This is a genomic window from Cupriavidus sp. USMAA2-4, from assembly GCF_001854305.1.
Taxonomy (GTDB): Bacteria; Pseudomonadota; Gammaproteobacteria; order Burkholderiales; family Burkholderiaceae; genus Cupriavidus; species Cupriavidus malaysiensis.
On record NZ_CP017749.1, the window covers coordinates 2,173,188 to 2,189,135 of the forward strand.

The window sequence follows — 15,948 nt, forward strand, 5'->3', positions numbered from 1 at the left end:
GCGTACGGCCCGGGGCCAGCGGTAGCAGGCAGTGTCCAGGACGCGTCGTCGGCTTCGCTTCAGAGCACCGCCGAAGTCGCCGACAAGGAGGGGGAGAAACACTAGTTGTGCGACTCAGTCCCCGGGCGGCGCGGCCGCGATGCTTCAGTTGGCCGGGGCCGCCGCCTGGGCCTTGCGGCCCGCCATGTGGTGCAGGTAGGCCAGCAGGTCCTGCAGGTCGGCATCGGGCAGGGTCTTCTCGTCGATCGCGGACATGCGCGAGTTCGGCCACCAGCGCAGCGCCTGCGGATTGCGGATCAGGCGGGCCAGCTTGTCGTCGCCCAGGTACTCGACCGGGTTGTAGGGCACGTTGAGGTCGGGGCCGAGGTTGGCGTCGCCGGCGCGGTTGAGCGAGTGGCAGGAGAAGCAGACGCGCTGGAAGGTGGCGAAGCCGCGCAGTACCGGGCCGTCGGCAGGCAGCCCGGGCGCCGGGCGGATGGCGGCGAAGCGTTCCGCCGGCGCCGCGGCGAGATCGATGCGCACGATGGCGTAGGTCCACAGGCTCTCGTTGACCTGCGCTGCCGCCTGCGGCGTCGGCGTGGTCCAGACCAGCCGGAACGGGCCGATGTCATGTCCCTTGAGCCTGGGCCAGGGCGCGGCGGGATCTTCCACCGCCAGCCAGGCGCGCGGTTCGCCGGCGCCGTCGGCCAGCAGCAGGCGCATCGGCAGGTGCGAGACGTAGCCGTCGCTGGCGGCAGTGGTCGCGCTGGCATCGGGCGCGACCGGCAGGCCCTCCAGCAGCGCGGCCAGCGGGATGGCGCGCACGGTCATGCGGCGCTTCAGGTTGTCGTCGTCGACCGTGATGCTGGCCAGGCGGCGGTCGCGCAGCAGTTCCCGCCGCGTCCAGCTGCGCCGCTGGGTATCGGCGACGATGGTCAAGGTTGCGGTGGCGGCACTCTGTGCCTTGTGCGCTTGGTGTGCTTCGTGCGCCTTGACCGCTTTGCCCGCGGCGCCGGCGGGGCTGCCCAGCAGGGCCAGGGCGCAGCCGAGCAGGCCGAGCGTTCTCGTGATCCAGGCGTTCATGCCTCGTCTTCCTCCGGATGTCATGATGCGCACCGCGGGCCGCCCCCCAGGTGGAGGCGGAGGTCCTGCGGCGCCGGCGCGTGCAGCATAGTGCCCGGCCGGCCTTCCTGCAAGCAGGGCTCAGGCGGCGAGTCCGAGCGCCTGCAGGACTTCGCGCGCCACCCGTTCCGATGATTGCGGGTTCTGGCCGGTGATCAGGTTCCCGTCTCGCACGGCGAAGGGATGCCAGTTCGGCGCGCATTCGAAGCGCCCGCCCAGTTCGCGCAGGCGGGACTCCAGCAGGAAGGGCACCACCTCCTGCAGCCCGACCTCGATCTCTTCCGCGTTGGTGAACGCGTTCACGGTCCGGTCCGCGACCAGGGGCCGTCCGTCGGCGCGGCGCGCGCTGACCAGGCCGGCGGCACCGTGGCAGACCGAGGAGATGATCTTGCCGGCCGCCTCGGCCTGCTCGACCAGGCGCTTGACCCCGGCATCGCCGGGCAGGTCCCACATGGTGCCGTGGCCGCCGGGGAAGAACACCGCGTCGAAGCCGGCCATGTCCAGGTCGGCGGTCTTGCTGGTGGCGGCGACGCGGGCCCGCAGGTCAGGGTCGGCCAGGAAGCGCGCGACCGCGGCCTCGTTGCGGCCCTCGGGCTGGATGCTGCCCGGGTCGATCGGCGCCGGGCCGCCGGCAGGGGAGGCCAGCTCGATGGCGACGCCGGCATCGACGAGCGCGTACCAGGGCGTGGCCAGTTCTTCGGCCCACAGGCCGGTCGGCTTGTCGTATGCGCCCATGCGGTGGTTCGAGGTGACGATCATCAAGATGCGCTGGCTCATGGCTGGCTCCTGGCGGCAATGTCGGCAATGTCGGCAATGTCGGAATTGCAGGGAATGGCGGAGGCGGCGCGCGGGCAGGGTGCCGCGGCGCGTGGCTTGCACCCACTATAGTGCGGCACCAGCGGGCCAGGGCCGCGCCGGCGCGGCGGCGTCAGCGGTAGAAGGCGGACGGGGCGACGCCGAAGTGCCGCTTGAACATGGCGGCGAAAGCGCTCTGGCTGGCGTAGCCGTGGTCGAGCGCTACATTGACGATCTTCTCGCCGTGCGCGAGCTGCTCCAGCGCCAGGAACAGCCGCGCCTGCTGGCGCCAGCGGCCGAAGGTCATGCCGGTCTCGCGCTGGAACAGGCGGTGCAGCGTCTTCTCGGCCACGCCCAGGGTGCGCGCGCATTGCGCCACGGTGTGGGGTGCGTCGGGGCTGCGCAGCACCGCCTCGCACACGGCACGCAGGCCGGCATGCCGCGGCCAGGCGAGGTAGAGCGGCAGGCGCGGGATCGCCGCCAGCTCGGCCAGCAGCAGCTTCATCAGCAGTTCGTGCCGGCTGCCCGGCGCATAGTCGAGCGGGATCTCGACGGCGGCGAGGATCAGTTCGCGCAGCAGGGGATGCACTTCCACCACGCAGCTGCGTTCCGGCAGGTGCTCGACCGTGCCGGGCTCGACGAAGACCGTGCGCATCTTGACGTTGCCGCTCATGCGCACCGTATGGTCGACATCCGCATCCAGCCATACCGCGCGCGTGGGCGGCACCACCCAGCGCCCCGCCTGCGCCTCGATCAGCATCACGCCCTCGACCGCGTAGAGGAGCTGCGCGCGGCGATGGCGGTGCAGCGCCACCAGGGCGCCATGCGGGTAGTCGGCAGCCAGCGCGGCCACCGGCATCGGCGTGTCCTCGTGGCGGGCGTGGACGTCTTGCGGGGGCAGCGGAATCATCGAGGAGGGGGCGCGGGACAAGGGTGACCGTTTTGCGATAGCTTGAGTCATTCTAGCGGGAGACGGTCTCTTCCGGGCGTCGGCATCATCGCATCTCACTGCTGCCAGGAGCCCGATTCCATGCCCGACCTTTCCCTTCTCTTTCCTTTGTTCGCCATCCTGCTGTGGGCAGGCAACGTCATGGTGTCGAAGCTGTCCGCCCATGCCATCGACCCGCAGGCCATCACCTTCTGGCGCCTGGTGCTGGCCGTGGCGCTGATGTCGCTGTTCGTGCTGAAGCCGGCCTGGCGCAACCGCGCCGCCATCGCGCCGCAGCTGCCCAGGCTGGCCTTCCTCGGCTTCCTGGCCATGGTGCTGTTCCAGTGCCTGTCGTACGAGGCGGCCAAGACCACCACCGCGACCAATATGGCGATCATGACCTCGCTGGTGCCGCTGCTGACCATGCTGCTGTCGGTGTGGCTGCTGGGCGAGGCGCCGACCCTCGGCATGGCGGGCGGCGGCGTGCTGTCCTTCGGCGGGCTGGTCTACCTGATCAGCGCCGGCGAGCCCGCCACGCTGCTGGCCGGCGGCGCCCACGCCGGCGACCTGCTGATGCTGGCGGCCGCGCTGGCCTATGCCCTCTACGGCGTGCTGCTGCGGCGCTGGCAGAGCGGGCTGCCGGCCTGGCAGTCGACCTATCTGCAGGCGCTTGCCGCGCTGCTGCTGATGGCGCTGCTGGTGCTGCGCCTGCCTGCCCAGGCCGTGCTGCCGACGCGCGCCAGCCTGCCGCTGATCGCCTATGCCGGCACCCTCGCTTCGGTGGTGCTGCCGTTCCTGTGGATGCAGGGCGTGCGCTACCTGGGCCCGAACCGTTGCAGCATGTTCATGAACCTGCTGCCGGTGGCCACCGCGGCGATCGCCGTCGGCTGGTTCGGCGAGCGCCTGCACGGCTACCACCTGCTGGGGGGCGGCGCCGCGCTGGCCGGCGTGGTGCTGGCGCAGACGGTGCGGCGCGGCTGGCCGGCCGCACGTGCCGACCTGCGCGAGACGGCCGGCGGCTGAGGGCGGGGCGCGGCGGTTGCGCCGCTGAGGTTCCTGCGCCGCTTATGCCTGGTTACGCCGGTTACGCCGCGCGCGGCTGCGCCGTCCCCTGCCTTGCGCTAGGCTGTGCGCCATTGCCTGGAACGCGCCGGGTGCTGATGGAGAACAAGCGATGAAGAGATGGACTGCGGCCACGCTGGCCGCCTGCCTGGTGGCGGTGGGTACGGCGGCCGGCACGGCGGCGCAGGCGGAGCCCGCTCCCGGCGCGGTGCCTGCCACCGTGCGCCAGGTGGTGGACGATGCGGTGCTGCCGGTCATGCGCGAGTACGGTATCCCGGGCATGGCCGTCGGCGTGGCGCAGGCGGGCCAATCCCATCTTTTCTACTACGGCGTCGCCTCGCGCGAGAGCAGAGTGCCGGTCTCCTCGCGCACCTTGTTCGAACTGGGTTCGGTCAGCAAGACGCTGACGGCGACGCTGGCCGAGTACGCACAGCAGCAAGGCCGGCTGTCGCTGTCCGACCCGGTCGAGCGCTACCTGCCGGCGCTGCGGGGCAGCGCCTTCGGCAGCCTGCGGCTGGTGCATCTCGGCACGCACACGCCGGGCGGGCTGCCGCTGCAGGTGCCGGACGGTATCGGCAGCGACGCGCAGTGGCTGGACTACCTGAAGCGCTGGCAGCCGGAGCACGCGCCCGGTACCTGGCGCACCTACGGCAACCCGGGCATCGGCACGCTGGGCATGGCCGTGGCCAAGGCGCTGGGCGAGGACTTCTCCAGCGCGATGCAGGCGCGGCTGCTGCCGGCGCTGGGCCTGTCCGATACCTTCCTGGAGGTGCCGCCGGCCAGGATGGCGGACTATGCCCAGGGCTATACCCTGGACGGCCGGCCGATCCGCATGGCCCCGGGCCTGCTTGCCGCGCCAGCCTATGGCGCGCGCGCCACGGCCGGCGACATGCTGCGCTTCGTGCAGGCCAACCTGGGCACGGTGCCGCTGGACGGCCCGCTGCAGCAGGCCGTCACGCTCACGCGCACCGCTTACTACCAGGTGGGCGCGATGACGCAGGACCTGGTCTGGGAGCAGTACCCCTGCCCGGTGGCGGAAGCGACGCTGCAGCAGGGCAACGATCCCGCCAACGCCCTGCGCGGCACGCCGGTGCGCGAGCTGGTGCCGCCGCGCGCGCCGGCGCAGGACGTGCTGGTGAACAAGACCGGCTCCACCAATGGCTTCGGCAACTATGTGGCGTTCGTGCCGGGGCAGCGCCTCGGGGTGGTGGTGCTGGCCAACCGCAATACGCCGAGCGCCGCGCGGGTCGGGCTGGCCTATCGCATCCTGTCGCGACTGGGCGGCGCGGCGGGATGCCTGCGGCCGTCGCCCTGAGCGCAAGGGCGCGCGCAGGGGCGCGGCGCCGCCAAGGCATGCGATCATAGCGCGGTGCGGCGCCCGCGCGCCGCGTCACCGCGGGGTCGCCATCCGACCTGCCACCTGACCTGCCACCCGACCTGCCCCGCATGACCCATCGCCGCGCGCTCGCCTGTGTCCACCTGGTTGCCTTGTTATTCGGCCTGGTCGGCGTGCTGGGCGAGCTGATCCACGCCAGCGCGGTGGCGATCACCATGGGGCGGGCCGCCTTTGCCGCCGTGGTGCTGGCACTGGCCGCGCGCCTGCGCGGGAAAGCGGTGTCCGGCGCGCTCACGCTGCCGCGCGCCGGCGCGCTGGCGTTCTCCGGCTGCCTGATGGCCGCCCACTGGGTGACCTTCTTCGTCGCGGTGAAGGTCGGCGGCATCGCCATTGCCACGCTCGGCTTCGCCAGCTTCCCGGCCTTCATCACCTTGCTGGAGAGCCTGTTGTTCCGCGAGCGCGTCGGCGCGGCGGAGTGGCTGCTGCTGGGCCTGGTCACGGCCGGGCTGGTGCTGGTGACTCCCTCGCTCGACCTGGCCGACAGCGGCACCGCCGGGCTGGCCTGGGGCGTGGCATCCGGCCTGGCGTTCGCCCTGCTGGCGCTGGCCAACCGGCGCGCGGCCGCCGGCATGGATCCACTGCAGGTGGCATGCGGGCAGAACTTGGTGGTGGCACTGGTCACGCTGCCCTTCGCCGCGCGGGAGCTGCCCGCGCTGCCGGCTGCCTCATGGTTCTGGCTGGCCGTGCTGGGCGTGTTCTGCACCGGGCTGGCGCACTCTCTGTTCGTGACCGCCCTGGGCTGGCTGAAGGCGCGCACGGTCGGCATGGTGGTCGCGCTCGAGCCGGTCTATGCCATCGCCTTCGCCTGGGCCTGTTTCGGGCAGCAGCCCGGTGCGCGCACGCTGCTCGGCGCGGCGGTGATCGTCGCCGCCATCGTGGCGGCGGGCCTGCGTGCGCCGGCGCCGGCACGGCCCCGGCACGCTGCTGCGGAAGGGGTGTCCGGCCACGAGTCAGGGCATTCTCAATGATTCAGTGGACTAGCGGTCCGCCTCGTACCAGGGCATCGATTCGATCGCGCGGACCACTTCGCCTTGGTATTCGTCGAAGAAGTTCGCATGGCTGGCATGCGCGAGCCAAAGGACGCGGCTGCCCGGCAGCGCTGCGGCCAGGCGCCCGGCGTCGATGCGGCGTGCCTGGCGGAAGATGCCCAGCATGGTCTGTGCGTCGGCCAGCGTGGCGGCGTTGGTGGTAGCGGATAGCCAGGGGAACATATCGGGGATCGCGCCCGGCTCGGCAGCGACGATGAGGGCTGGCGAAGCGACCGCGCGGTAGTCGGGAGAGAAGGCGTGGCCTTGGTCGGCCATGGCTGCGGCGACCGGGGCGGGAGTGTTCGGGCGCACGCTGCCGTCGGGCAACAGCGTGAGCGAGTCGCGCAGCTGCGCTTCGGCGGCGGCGGACCACAGCTTCGACACGCGCCTGGCGAAGGCGGTGGCCGCCGCCAGCGAGGCCTGGTCCGCCGGACCAGGCTCGGGCTCCTCCAGCGCCGGATTGTCCGGCGGCGGTTCGCCGTGCCAGGGGACCGGCCGCGTGTAGTCGTAGCTCGTGTCGAGATAGACCAGGCCGCGCACGCGGTGCGGATAGCGGCCGGCGAACAGTGTCAACTCATTGCCTGCGATGGAGTGGCCGCACAGCACGATCTCGTCGACGCGCAGCGTGCGCAGGACCGCGTCGAGATCCGCCACCAAGGTCGCGGGATCATAGCCGCCGCCGGCAGCGGGCAGCGGCTTGTCGGAGCGGCCGTAGCCGCGCCGGCTGATCGCCAGTACCCGTGCCCGCCGCGCCAGCGCGGCGGCCAGGCCGTTGAAGCCCTGCGCATTGCCGCCCAGACCGGCCAGCAGTACGACGGTACGTCCGGGCCGGCTGGGGTTCCAGTCGCGCACATGCAGCGCCACGCCGGGGGCCACGGTGACCTGGCGGTCGCTTACCGCTGCCGCCGCAGGCTGGTCTTCGCCGCCGCCGCCGCCGCAGGCGGAGAGCGATGCGAGGAGCCAGGCGGCGGGCAGGGTGGCCAGGGTCTGCAGCGAGCGCCGGCGCAGCGGGGCCGGCGGCGGGTAAGGCATCATGGTCCGATCTCCAGAGGGGGAAGCCGACGGCAGTCTAGGAGACGGGCGGGACGCGGTCTGTGAGCAGATGAAGGAATTCTGTGCGCAACTGTGCGGCGGAGAGGTGAGGCGAGGTGAGGCGAACGGCGGCGCGGACAGATTCGCACAATTGCACACAACTTCGTCCTACCGCGCCGGCGGCGGCCTGCCTATCATGCCGCCATCGCAAGACAATGCACCGTATTGGTATTCATATCCAGGAGGACAGAGACCATGCATCCCAGCAACCGGGTTGCCACCATGAGCGCCATGTTGATGATGAAACTGCTGGCGGTCGCGCTGACGTTCGCGCTGGCCACGGCATCGGGCGCAGCGTTCGCGCTGCAGCCGCCGCTGGGCGCCGCCAGCGACCACGATGCCGCGCTGGTGTGCGCGGCGGGCGACGAGGCCATGGCGGCGGAGGCGGCCGCTGGCACCGGCGGCCGCACTCTGCGGGTCGGTGTCTCGGACAGCGAAACCCGGCTGGTGCTGCCGTGGTTCATCGAAGATCTGCTGGGCGCGATCCGGCGCGGCGATGCGCCGCAGGACTATCTGCGCGGCGCCTGGCGCGGCCTGTGAGGCAGGCGGCCAGTCCCTCTGCGGGATAGGGCGGAATCGGGGAGATGGAGACGGCGGGGCCGCGCGGCCCCGCCGGTGCCGGTGCGCATGCCCTGGGCATGGCACCGTGCCGTGGCCTCAGGCCTTGGCGAGCACCTCGCCGATGGCCTTGGCGACCACCGACACATTGCGCTGGTTCAGGCCCGCCACGCACATGCGGCCCGAGCGCAGCACATAGACGCCGTACTCTTCGCGCAGGCGGTCGACCTGCTCGGCGCTCAGGCCGGTGTAGGTGAACATGCCGCGCTGCTTGACGTAGCGCGTCAGCGCTTCGCCGCTCACGTGGCCGACCAGGCTGTCATGGATGGCCTGGCGCATGCGCGCGATGCGCTCGCACATGGCGGCCAGTTCGGCCTGCCACTGGGCGCGCAGCGCCGGCGTGGTCAGCACCTTGTTGACGATGCGCGCGCCGTGCGTGGGCGGGTTGCTGTAGTTGGCGCGCACCGCGCCGGTCAGCTGGCCGAGCACGCGGCCAGCCTCGTCGGCGTTCTGGCACACCACGCTCAGGCCGCCGCAGCGCTCGCCGTACAGCGAGAAGTTCTTCGAGAAGGAGTTGGCCACCAGAAAGGACAGGCCCTCGCGTTCCATCTCGCGGATGGCGAAGGCATCGTCGTCCAGGCCGGCGCCGAAGCCCTGGTAGGCCATGTCGACGAAGGCCAGCAGGCCGCGTTCCTTCAGCACCGCGATGACCTGGCGCCATTGTTCCTGGTCGAGGTCCACGCCGGTCGGGTTGTGGCAGCAGGCGTGCAGCAGCACGACGTCGCCCTTGGGCACCTGGCGCAGCGCGGCCAGCATGGCGTCGAACTTCAGGCCGCCGGTGGCGTCGTCGTAGTAGGGATAGCTCTGCACCGTGAAGCCGGCGCGCTCGAACACCACGCGGTGGTTCTCCCAGCTCGGGTCGCTGATCCAGACCTGGGCCTTGGGGAAGTAGCGCTTGAGGAAGTCGGCGCCCACGCGCAGCGCACCCGAGCCGCCCAGCGTCTGCAGCGTGGCGATGCGGCCCTTGGCGCGCGCCTCGGACTGTTCGCCGAACACCAGGGCCTGCACGGCGTCGCGGTAGCCGGCCAGGCCGGCCATCGGCAGGTAGGGGCGCGGGCCGATCTCGGCCAGCAGCGCGGATTCGGCTTCGCGCACGGCCTGCATCACCGGCAGCTTGCCTTCGTCGTCGAAGTAGATGCCGATGCTCAGGTTGACCTTCTCGGTGCGCGGGTCGTGCTGGAAGCTCTCGTTCAGCGAGAGGATGGGGTCGCCCGGAAAGGCCTCGATGTGTTCGAACATGGGAGTTCCTGCGTGCTTGGGTTTGGGTTGAAGCTTTGAGGTGGTGCGGCTGGCGGTCCGGCGGTTGCGGACGGGCCAAAAGAGAGAGCATGCCACAGATGGCCGGCCGGGTCAGCCCGCGGCCGCGACCGTGGCCGCAGCGGTGGCCGGCCGCAGCCGGGCCGACAGGGGCCCGGCTGTGTCACGGCTTATTGCGCGGTGATGCCGCGGCCCAGCGCGGCGCCGTCGGGCTGGCGCTTCTGGCGGAAGCGGTAGCTGATCGCCAGCACGCCCAGCCAGACCGGGATCAGGTAGACCGAGATGCGCAGGTCGGGAGTCAGGTACATCACCACCAGGATGCCGCCCAGGAAGGCCAGGCACAGGTAGTTGGTGAACGGATAGCCCAGGCTGCGGAACAGGGTCTGCTGGCCGGCGCGGCGCTTATCGTGGCGGAACTTGAGGTGGATGATGCTGATCATCGCCCAGTTGATCAGCAGCGCCGACACCACCAGGCCCATCAGCAGCTCGAAAGCCTTGCCCGGCATGAAGTAGTTGATCACCACGCACAGCGCCGTGGCCAGGGCCGAGACGCCCAGCGCCGCCAGCGGGATGCCGCGCCGATTGACCTTCAGCAGCGCCTGCGGTGCGTTGCCCTGCTTGGCCAGGCCGTACAGCATGCGGCTGTTGCAGTAGACGCCGCTGTTGTAGACCGACAGCGCTGCCGTCAGCACCACCAGGTTCAGCACGTGCGCGACGATGTCGGCGTTGAGCGCGTGGAAGATCAGTACGAAGGGGCTGCCGCCGGTGACCACCTTTTCCCACGGGTAGAGCGAGAGCAGCACGCCCAGCGCGCCCACGTAGAAGATCAGGATGCGGTAGATGACCTGGTTGGTGGCCTTGGGGATGGTGGTCTGCGGCGAGTCGGCCTCTGCCGCGGTGATGCCGACCAGTTCCAGGCCGCCGAACGAGAACATGATCACGGCCATGGCCATCACCAGGCCGGACAGGCCGTTGGGGAAGAAGCCGCCGTGCTGCCACAGGTTGGTGACGCTGGCCTGCGGGCCGGCCGCGCCGGACACCAGCAGGTAGCCGCCGAAGCCGATCATGCCGATGATGGCCGCCACCTTGATGATCGAGAACCAGAACTCCATCTCGCCGAAGGACTTCACGCTCGACAGGTTGATGGCATTGATGACCAGGAAGAAGGCCAGCGCCGAGATCCAGGTCGGCACGTGCGGGAACCAGTACTGCACGTAGATGCCCACGGCCGACAGCTCGGCCATGCTGACCAGGATGTACAGCACCCAGTAGTTCCAGCCGGAGATGAAGCCGGCGAAGTGGCCGCAGTACTTGTCGGCGAAGTAGCTGAAGGAGCCGGCCACCGGCTCGTCCACCACCATCTCGCCGAGCTGGCGCATGATGAAGAAGGCCACGATGCCTGCCAGGGCATAGCCGAGCAGCACGGACGGTCCGGCCATCTTGATGGTCTGGGCGATGCCCAGGAACAGGCCGGTGCCGATGGCGCCGCCCAGCGCGATCAGCTGGATATGGCGGTTTTTCAGGCCGCGCTTGAGCGTGCCGCTCTCATTGTCGGGATTCATGTCTTTCCTCTACCCATTCTTATGGAATGCGGATGGGCGCCTCTTGTTGGTCATCGATCTCTTTGATCGCGGGCGCTTGCTTGGGGGGGGCGCCGGCGGCGTGCAGCAGGCTGCGCTGCCGCCGGCAGGGGACAGCGGCCCGGCCGGCCTTGTGGGCCGGCGGGCTGCCGGGCCGCCGCGTGCTGCGCCGGCCTGGTCGGTTGCTCAGACCTTCAGGGTGCCGCGCTCGATCTGGTCGCGCTCCAGCGATTCGAACAGGGCCTTGAAGTTGCCTTCGCCGAAGCCGTCGCGGTAGTCGCCCTGGCGCTCGATGAACTCGAAGAACACCGGGCCGAGCAGGGTCTTGGAGAAGATCTGCAGCAGCAGGCGCGGCTTGCCGCCTTCGGTGGTGCCGTCCAGCAGGATGCCGCGCGCCTGCAGCTGGTCGACCGGCTGGCCGTGGCCCGGCAGGCGCTTCTCCAGGCCCTGGTAGTAGAAATCGTTGGGGGCCGTCATCAGCGGCACGCCGGCCAGTTGCAGCTTGTCGATGACGTCGACCAGGTTTTCCGTCAGCAGGGCGATGTGCTGGATGCCCTCGCCGTTGAAGGCCATCAGGAATTCCTCGATCTGGCCGCTGCCCTTGGCCGATTCCTCGTTCAGCGGGATGCGGATCTTGCCGTCGGGCGCGGTCATGGCCTTGGAGGTCAGGCCGGTGTACTCGCCCGAGATGTCGAAGTAGCGGATCTCGCGGAAGTTGAACAGCTTCTCGTAGAAGCCGGCCCAATAGGCCATGCGGCCGCGGTAGACGTTATGCGTCAGGTGGTCGATCAGCTTCAGGCCGTGACCTGCCGGGTGGCGGTCCACGCCTTCGACGAACTCGAAGTCGATGTCATAGATCGACTTGCCTTCCTCGAAGCGGTCGATCAGGTACAGCGGCGCGCCGCCGATGCCCTTGATGGCGGGCAGGCGCAGTTCCATCGGGCCGGTGGCGATCTCGACCGGCTGGGCGCCGAGTTCCAGCGCGCGGGCGTAGGCCTTGTGCGAGTCCTTCACGCGGAAGGCCATGCCGCAGGCGCTGGGACCATGCTCGGCGGCAAAATAGGCGGCCTGGCTCTTGGGCTCGCGGTTGATGATGAAGTTGATGTCGCCCTGGCGGTACAGCAGCACGTCCTTGGAGCGGTGGCGTGCCACCAGGCTGAAGCCCATCTGCTCGAACAGCGGTTCCAGCACATTGGGGGTGGGCGAGGCGAATTCGACGAATTCGAAGCCCATCAATTGCATCGGGTTCTCAAACAGATCGGCCATGGCGGTTGCTCAGCGAAGTGGGAGGGGGAATCCGCGTCCGTCGGCGCGCGCGGGCGCGCCCAGGTGGCGGCAAAACGGGGTCGGAGTCCCGAGGCGCAGGCCGCGCAAGCGGGCAAGACGGGCTGCTGTACTGTCAGGTAGGGACATGCACGATCTCGGGGGCAGAGAAATAATATTGCAGGCGTGCCGCATGCCGTATCGCTTGCGCCACGCCGCGCCCGTCGGTGCCAGCGCAGGGAAATCGAGGCCGATTCCCGTGCCGCGCACTGCAGGCATGACGGGCAGTGTATATTCCGACGTGGAAAATAGGATTTCGTAAGCCACACAGGGAAACCCTAGATTGCGACATGAAATTGCATCGAGACAGACTTCAAGGAGATGAAATTGCAGATTACCGAGCTGGACCGCATCGACCGCCGCTTGCTGGGCGTCCTGCAGGAGCACGGCCGGGCCTCCAACCTCGAGCTGGCCGAGGCCATCCGCCTGTCGCCGGCGCAGACCTTGCGGCGCCACCGGCGCCTCGAGGAGTCCGGCATCATCAAGCGCTATGAAACCCGGCTGGACTCGGCCGCGCTGGGCTTCGGCGTGGTCGCCTTCATCCATGTGACGATGGAGCGGGGCCATATCCGCGACCTCTCCAAGTTCAAGGGGCTGGTGGCCGAGCTGGCGCAGATCCAGGAGTGCTTCTCGGTCACCGGGGACATCGACTACGTGCTGAAAGTGGTGGCGCGCGACCTCAAGTCGCTGTCGGACTTCCTGCTCGATACGCTGATGCGCATTCCCGGCGTCAGCGGCGTCAAGTCAAGCGTATGCCTGGATGAGATCAAGTGCACGAGCGCGATGCCGCTCGAAAGCTGAAGCGGGACCGGCGCCCCGGCGGCCGCTGCCGCCGCGCCGGGGCACCTGGATGATGTGGCGGCAGCGGCTTGCGGGCCGTGGGGTGCGGCAGGATGCCTCGGAAGAATGCTGGCGAGCCATAAGAAAATTCTTGACTATCTATCTACCAGTAGATACCATTCGTGCATGGATCGCGACGTATCCCTGGCAACGGAAAGAGCGGGGCGACGCGGCGGGATCCAGCGCGACATCGGGCATGTCCCGTTTTTTTTGGATCGGTCGTCTATCTAGTCATAGATACCTGATCGAACCGGGCCCGCACCCAGGTGCCGCGCCGCAGACAAGCGATCCCGCCGGGATCCCGAATTCGAAGGAGAAGATCATGCGCACCAAGACCCTGAACCTGAATGCCGCCGCCAAGTTCCTGCTGGCCGCCGCCGTGCTGAGCGCGGCCGCCGCCGCCGGCCAGGCACACGCCGCCGGTCCCCGGGACAGCGGTGTGAGCGGTGACCGCTATGGTTATGTGTTCCGCGCCGACGGCAGCCGCAGCGTCTACACCGATGGTGCCAAGCGCGGCCGTTTCGATCCCTACACCGACGGCGCCAAGGTCGGCAAGGCCGATCCCTATACGGATGGTTCGCGCGTCGGCAAGAAGGGGCCCTATGTGGATGGTTTCGGCACCCTGGCCGGCCTCGACCGCAGCGGGGTGTCGTCCCAACCCGCGCACGGCCGCTTCGATCCGTACACGGATGGCGCCAAGGCCGGCAAGTTCGACCCCTACACCGACGGCGCGCTGGCCTGACCCCGTTTTTCGCGCCGGCGGCCCTGCATCGCCGCCAGCGCCGCTTTCCTGCTCCTGATGCACGGGGATGTCCTCCTCTCCCATCCCCGCTGACTGGCCGGCATTCATGCCGGCCTTTTTTCATTCCCCGCTTTCCCCTCTCTCCGCCGCCTGTCCCCGTCATTACGCCAGGTGCCGTCACAGCCGCACCAGCACGCGGGACGATATTCACGGTGCAGGGCAATAATCATCCTGGCGATTGCCTCGCCAACCCTTCTAATACCTGGCCCGGCGCTTATCTCGCGCCGCAATAAAAATCATGGGGATTCGCTGCGCCGCGGTGGGAGCCCGCCTGTGGTCGCACCGCCGTCGCCCGGCATTCCCGGCAAGGGCTTGATCGAAAAGGAGAATCGGCAAGACGCGGTGCCATGTGACGGGCACCGCGCGATGGAGTTCGCGTGCGCCGGATGTGCATTAGGGAAAACTCCCTGTGACATATTGTCGCGCGAGCGCCTAAATTGAATCATCACTATAAGAAAACCACAGAGGAGGCAGGTATGCAAAGCTACGACGGTCTCGTATTCGTCACCGCCATCCTGCTGGTGTGTCTCTATGTTTTCCTGGGCGCCCAGACACAAAGCCGCATGTTGACGTTCGCGTCGCCAGCCATCGTCGGCATCCTGGTCCTGGTGTACGCGATCCTGCCAGGCCGGGTGGTCGGCTGAGCGCGGTCGGTCGTACGCGGCTGAGCGGCTGAGCCGCTCGGTCGATCGGCCGCAGGAGTGCTTCCGAGGCGGTATGGCGCGCGCCGCGGCGCGCCGTTGATTTGTTTCGCCCGCTGCCCGCCGTCCCGTGGCCGGGCGGCGGCGCGAGGCATTCCTTCTGTTTCCGTTTCGCCCGGATCCGTACCGGCGCGCCCAACCGCGCCGGCGGCGGCGTTCTACCGTTTCCCCTGTCTCAGAGGATATGGTCCAGCAGGTCGGGGCCGAACACCTCGCGGTGGATGCGCGAGGGCGTCACGCCGCGTGCCAGCAGGGCGGCGCGCTGGGCCTGCATGAAGGGCAGCGGGCCGCACAGGTAGAAGTCGGCCTCGGCGTCGTGGCGCGCATCGAGGAAGGTGTCCACCGCCATGCGGCCGGCGGCGGCAGGGCGCTCGGCCAGCGTGGTGTCCTCGCCCGACTCGAGGAAGAAGCGCAGGTCGAGCTTGCCGAGCCGCGCGCCGGCCCGCTCGATATCGCCGAGGTGGGCCACCTGCGCGGCGTTGCGCGCGGCGTGGGCGAACACGATGTCGCGCTGCGGCGCGCATGCGGCCAGGCGGTTCAGCGCGGAGATCATCGGCGTGATGCCCACGCCGGCCGACAGCAGCACCACCGGCGCGCTGCCCTGGGCCGGCACGGTGAAGTCGCCGTAGGGCTGGCTGGCCAGCAGCACGTCGCCGACGGCCGCATGGTCATGCAGCCAGTTGGAGACGGTGCCCTGCGGGCGGCCGGCGTCGCCGGTCTCGCGCTTGACCGAGATACGCCAGCGGCCGCCGTTGGGCGCGTCCGACAGGCTGTACTGGCGCTGCTGGCAGACGCCGGGCGACAGTTCCACCTGCACCGAGATGTACTGGCCCGGCTCGAAGGCGGCGAGCGCGCTGCCGTCGGCGGCGGCCAGGGTGAACGAGACGATGCCTTCGGCCTGCGTCTCGCGGGCGACGATGCGCACCGGCTGGCGGTGGTCGGGGCCGGACTGCGCGCGCTCGTACAGGCGCGCTTCGGCGGCGATCAATTCGCCCGCCAGCAGCCAGTAGGCCTCGTCCCAGGCCGCCACCAGCTCCGGCGTCGCGGCCGCGCCGAGCACCTCGCCGATCGCGCCCAGCAGGTGGCGGCCGACGATGGGGTAGTGGGCGGGCTTGATGCCGACGGCCGCATGCTTGTGCGCGATGCGGGTAAGGACCGGCGCCAGGGCCGCATGGTTGTCGTAGTTGGCGGCATAGGCGAACACCGCCGATGCCAGGGATTGCTGCTGCGCGCCGCTGGCCTGGTTGCCCAGGTTGAACAGGTTGGTCAGTTCAGGGCGATCCGCGAACATATTGCGGTAGAAGGTCTGGGTGATGGCGAGGCCATGTTCCTTCAGCACGGGGACGCTGGCATCGATCAGGGGACGGGCTTGGGCGGAGAGCATGATTGAATTGATGTATTCGAAATGCAACAAAAATGGCGAAC

15 protein-coding genes are annotated in these 15,948 nt (G+C 69.4%); 7 read left to right on the forward strand and 8 right to left on the reverse strand.

The features are described 5' to 3' along the window. Positions 1 to 144: 144 nt before the first annotated feature. The 3 genes from BKK79_RS29490 to BKK79_RS29500 form a co-directional block, all read right to left on the reverse strand. Positions 145 to 1,062: a cytochrome c gene (locus BKK79_RS29490; RefSeq protein ID WP_071039584.1), complete on the reverse strand. Its 918-nt coding sequence runs from the start codon at positions 1,060 to 1,062 to the stop codon at positions 145 to 147. Positions 1,063 to 1,182: 120 nt separating this feature from the next. Then, the gene (locus BKK79_RS29495) at positions 1,183 to 1,878 is read right to left on the reverse strand and encodes a type 1 glutamine amidotransferase domain-containing protein (RefSeq protein ID WP_071039585.1); all 696 of its coding nucleotides are present in this window, start codon (positions 1,876 to 1,878) and stop codon (positions 1,183 to 1,185) included. 151 nt (positions 1,879 to 2,029) lie between these two features. Continuing rightward, positions 2,030 to 2,857 (reverse strand): AraC family transcriptional regulator, encoded by an 828-nt coding sequence (locus tag BKK79_RS29500; RefSeq protein WP_071039586.1) that lies wholly within the window; start codon positions 2,855 to 2,857, stop codon positions 2,030 to 2,032. Positions 2,858 to 2,926: 69 nt separating this feature from the next. Between BKK79_RS29500 and BKK79_RS29505 the strand changes: the two genes are divergently transcribed. The 3 genes from BKK79_RS29505 to BKK79_RS29515 all read left to right on the forward strand — a co-directional run bounded on the left by BKK79_RS29505 (position 2,927) and on the right by BKK79_RS29515 (position 6,250). Further along, positions 2,927 to 3,847: a DMT family transporter gene (locus BKK79_RS29505; RefSeq protein ID WP_071039587.1), complete on the forward strand. Its 921-nt coding sequence runs from the start codon at positions 2,927 to 2,929 to the stop codon at positions 3,845 to 3,847. Between the two features lie 151 nt (positions 3,848 to 3,998). Continuing rightward, positions 3,999 to 5,201: a class C beta-lactamase gene (gene ampC, locus BKK79_RS29510; protein WP_071039588.1), complete on the forward strand. Its 1,203-nt coding sequence runs from the start codon at positions 3,999 to 4,001 to the stop codon at positions 5,199 to 5,201. A gap of 131 nt (positions 5,202 to 5,332) precedes the next feature. Next, a complete protein-coding gene (locus BKK79_RS29515; protein WP_071039589.1) occupies positions 5,333 to 6,250 on the forward strand; it encodes a DMT family transporter in 918 nt (305 codons plus the stop codon). A gap of 9 nt (positions 6,251 to 6,259) precedes the next feature. Here the strand turns inward: BKK79_RS29515 and BKK79_RS29520 are convergent, their stop codons facing one another. Further along, positions 6,260 to 7,345 (reverse strand): alpha/beta fold hydrolase, encoded by a 1,086-nt coding sequence (locus tag BKK79_RS29520; protein WP_071039590.1) that lies wholly within the window; start codon positions 7,343 to 7,345, stop codon positions 6,260 to 6,262. A 252-nt stretch (positions 7,346 to 7,597) separates the two neighbouring features. Here BKK79_RS29520 and BKK79_RS29525 point away from each other — a divergent pair, with 252 nt between their 5' ends. Then, positions 7,598 to 7,942: a hypothetical protein gene (locus tag BKK79_RS29525; protein ID WP_071021457.1), complete on the forward strand. Its 345-nt coding sequence runs from the start codon at positions 7,598 to 7,600 to the stop codon at positions 7,940 to 7,942. A 117-nt stretch (positions 7,943 to 8,059) separates the two neighbouring features. Here the strand turns inward: BKK79_RS29525 and BKK79_RS29530 are convergent, their stop codons facing one another. The 3 genes from BKK79_RS29530 to hppD all read right to left on the reverse strand — a co-directional run bounded on the left by BKK79_RS29530 (position 8,060) and on the right by hppD (position 12,123). After that, a complete protein-coding gene (locus BKK79_RS29530; protein ID WP_071021454.1) occupies positions 8,060 to 9,259 on the reverse strand; it encodes an amino acid aminotransferase in 1,200 nt (399 codons plus the stop codon). Positions 9,260 to 9,447: 188 nt separating this feature from the next. Then, positions 9,448 to 10,839: an amino acid permease gene (locus BKK79_RS29535; RefSeq protein WP_071021452.1), complete on the reverse strand. Its 1,392-nt coding sequence runs from the start codon at positions 10,837 to 10,839 to the stop codon at positions 9,448 to 9,450. A gap of 204 nt (positions 10,840 to 11,043) precedes the next feature. Continuing rightward, positions 11,044 to 12,123: a 4-hydroxyphenylpyruvate dioxygenase gene (gene hppD / locus BKK79_RS29540; RefSeq protein ID WP_071021449.1), complete on the reverse strand. Its 1,080-nt coding sequence runs from the start codon at positions 12,121 to 12,123 to the stop codon at positions 11,044 to 11,046. Between the two features lie 384 nt (positions 12,124 to 12,507). On the opposite strand from hppD, the gene BKK79_RS29545 reads away from it, so the two are divergent. The 3 genes from BKK79_RS29545 to BKK79_RS41265 all read left to right on the forward strand — a co-directional run bounded on the left by BKK79_RS29545 (position 12,508) and on the right by BKK79_RS41265 (position 14,466). Next, on the forward strand, positions 12,508 to 12,981 hold the full coding sequence (locus BKK79_RS29545; protein ID WP_071021446.1) for an Lrp/AsnC family transcriptional regulator: 474 nt from the start codon (positions 12,508 to 12,510) through the stop codon (positions 12,979 to 12,981). A gap of 361 nt (positions 12,982 to 13,342) precedes the next feature. Then, a complete protein-coding gene (locus tag BKK79_RS29550) occupies positions 13,343 to 13,762 on the forward strand; it encodes a hypothetical protein (protein ID WP_071021441.1) in 420 nt (139 codons plus the stop codon). A 536-nt stretch (positions 13,763 to 14,298) separates the two neighbouring features. Continuing rightward, the gene (locus BKK79_RS41265; RefSeq protein ID WP_167366694.1) at positions 14,299 to 14,466 is read left to right on the forward strand and encodes a hypothetical protein; all 168 of its coding nucleotides are present in this window, start codon (positions 14,299 to 14,301) and stop codon (positions 14,464 to 14,466) included. A gap of 232 nt (positions 14,467 to 14,698) precedes the next feature. On the opposite strand, the gene BKK79_RS29555 is transcribed toward BKK79_RS41265, so the two are convergent. Beyond that, complete coding sequence (locus BKK79_RS29555) at positions 14,699 to 15,907, reverse strand: globin domain-containing protein (protein ID WP_071040439.1); 1,209 nt, start codon at positions 15,905 to 15,907, stop codon at positions 14,699 to 14,701. Positions 15,908 to 15,948 lie beyond the last annotated feature (41 nt).

What these genes read in the sequence shown, in the direction of transcription:
- BKK79_RS29520 (WP_071039590.1), bottom strand. Translation starts at nt 7,345, where the DNA reads ATGATGCCTTACCCGCCGCCGGCCCCGCTGCGCCGGCGCTCGCTGCAG.
- ampC (WP_071039588.1), top strand. Translation starts at nt 3,999, where the DNA reads ATGAAGAGATGGACTGCGGCCACGCTGGCCGCCTGCCTGGTGGCGGTG.
- BKK79_RS29535 (WP_071021452.1), bottom strand. Translation starts at nt 10,839, where the DNA reads ATGAATCCCGACAATGAGAGCGGCACGCTCAAGCGCGGCCTGAAAAAC.
- BKK79_RS29505 (WP_071039587.1), top strand. Translation starts at nt 2,927, where the DNA reads ATGCCCGACCTTTCCCTTCTCTTTCCTTTGTTCGCCATCCTGCTGTGG.
- BKK79_RS29525 (WP_071021457.1), top strand. Translation starts at nt 7,598, where the DNA reads ATGCATCCCAGCAACCGGGTTGCCACCATGAGCGCCATGTTGATGATG.
- BKK79_RS29495 (WP_071039585.1), bottom strand. Translation starts at nt 1,878, where the DNA reads ATGAGCCAGCGCATCTTGATGATCGTCACCTCGAACCACCGCATGGGC.
- BKK79_RS29530 (WP_071021454.1), bottom strand. Translation starts at nt 9,259, where the DNA reads ATGTTCGAACACATCGAGGCCTTTCCGGGCGACCCCATCCTCTCGCTG.
- BKK79_RS29500 (WP_071039586.1), bottom strand. Translation starts at nt 2,857, where the DNA reads ATGACTCAAGCTATCGCAAAACGGTCACCCTTGTCCCGCGCCCCCTCC.
- BKK79_RS29515 (WP_071039589.1), top strand. Translation starts at nt 5,333, where the DNA reads ATGACCCATCGCCGCGCGCTCGCCTGTGTCCACCTGGTTGCCTTGTTA.
- hppD (WP_071021449.1), bottom strand. Translation starts at nt 12,123, where the DNA reads ATGGCCGATCTGTTTGAGAACCCGATGCAATTGATGGGCTTCGAATTC.
- BKK79_RS41265 (WP_167366694.1), top strand. Translation starts at nt 14,299, where the DNA reads ATGCAAAGCTACGACGGTCTCGTATTCGTCACCGCCATCCTGCTGGTG.
- BKK79_RS29550 (WP_071021441.1), top strand. Translation starts at nt 13,343, where the DNA reads ATGCGCACCAAGACCCTGAACCTGAATGCCGCCGCCAAGTTCCTGCTG.
- BKK79_RS29490 (WP_071039584.1), bottom strand. Translation starts at nt 1,062, where the DNA reads ATGAACGCCTGGATCACGAGAACGCTCGGCCTGCTCGGCTGCGCCCTG.
- BKK79_RS29555 (WP_071040439.1), bottom strand. Translation starts at nt 15,907, where the DNA reads ATGCTCTCCGCCCAAGCCCGTCCCCTGATCGATGCCAGCGTCCCCGTG.